The 1,286-nt window shown below is 60.0% G+C and carries 1 protein-coding gene; it reads left to right on the forward strand.

Features of this window, described 5'->3' with window-relative positions:
• Positions 1-69 precede the first annotated feature (69 nt).
• Positions 70-1,244, forward strand: a protein-coding gene (locus AB3X99_RS40845) for an IS3 family transposase (RefSeq protein WP_368662063.1) whose coding sequence is annotated in 2 segments (ribosomal slippage) — positions 70-319 and positions 319-1,244 — 1,176 coding nt in all. Because the reading frame shifts where the segments join, the coding sequence is not laid out codon by codon here.
• The last annotated feature ends 42 nt before the right edge of the window (positions 1,245-1,286 follow it).

Genomic DNA, 1,286 nt, shown 5'->3' on the forward strand with positions numbered 1-1,286 from the left:
TGACCTTGCCCTCGAAAGACGTATCCGTTACTGAGAGTGTGTAAAACTTCAGTAAAGGAGAATTTAGCAATGGGTAACCCGAGGGCGCGGTACACGCTGGAATTCAAGATTGAAGCGGTGCGCATGGTGCGTAACGGCCAGAGCCAGGCGGCGACGGCGAAGATTCTGGGTATCAGTACGCAGACGCTGAATGCGTGGATCAAGGCCGACGATGCGGGCAAGCTCAATGGGGCGGGCAAACAGGTGTCAGCCGAGCAGATGGAAATTGCTCGGCTGCGCGCCGAACTGGCCCGCGTGAAGATGGAGCGCGATATCCTGGGAAAAGCGACGGCGTACTTTGCGAAGGGGTCGGTGTGAAGTACGCGTGGATCGAACGACATAGCCGGCAATGGCCGGTTTCCGTGGCCTGCCAGGCGCTGGGCGTCAGTCCCAGCGGGTATCACAACCGTAAGGCCCGCGACGTTGATCCTGATCGGCCGCGCCGACGCATCAGCAACGACGCGTTGCTGGTCCACATTCGCGCCGTCCATGCCGAATCCAAAAGCGAGTACGGCTGGCCGCGCGTGTGGAAAAAGCTGCTTGCGCAAGGCATTCGCGTGAGCAAGGACCGGATTCAGCGGCTGATGAAGCTGCATGGCATCAAGGCGCGCACCAAGCGACGGTTCAAGGCCACGACGGACAGCAAGCACAATCTGCCGGTCGCACCGAACCTGCTGCAACGGGACTTCTCGCCGGCGAAGCCCGATCAGGTCTGGACGACGGACATCACCTATCTCTGGACCGACGAGGGCTGGCTGTACCTGACGGTCATCCTGGACCTGTTCAGTCGTCAGGTCGTGGGATGGTCGCTCAAGCCGCACATGCGCACGGAGCTGGTTTCTGACGCGTTGCGAATGGCGTGGTTCCGGCGTCGTCCGGAGGCCGGACTGATCGTGCATAGCGATCGTGGGAGCCAGTATTGCAGCGCCGAGTTCCAGGACCTGCTCAAGAGTTACGGCATGCGCAGTTCGATGAGCCGCCGAGCAAATTGTTGGGACAACGCACCGACGGAGAGCCTGTGGGGATCGCTGAAGCAGGCCCGCATTCACGGTCAACGCTTTGCGACGCGTCGCGAGGCGATGGACGAGGTGCTTGACTGGATGAGCTTCTACAATCATGGGCGTCTGCACTCGACGTTGAACTACGTCAGTCCGATGCAATTTGAACAAAACTGGCACGCCGCCCAGCGAAAGCAAGCGGCATAATAAACGCTCGGTTAGCGGATACGAAATTCGCGGGCAACGTCA

It is taken from the genome of Paraburkholderia sp. BR10882, from assembly GCF_040948855.1.
Lineage (GTDB): Bacteria > Pseudomonadota > Gammaproteobacteria > Burkholderiales > Burkholderiaceae > Paraburkholderia > Paraburkholderia nodosa_A.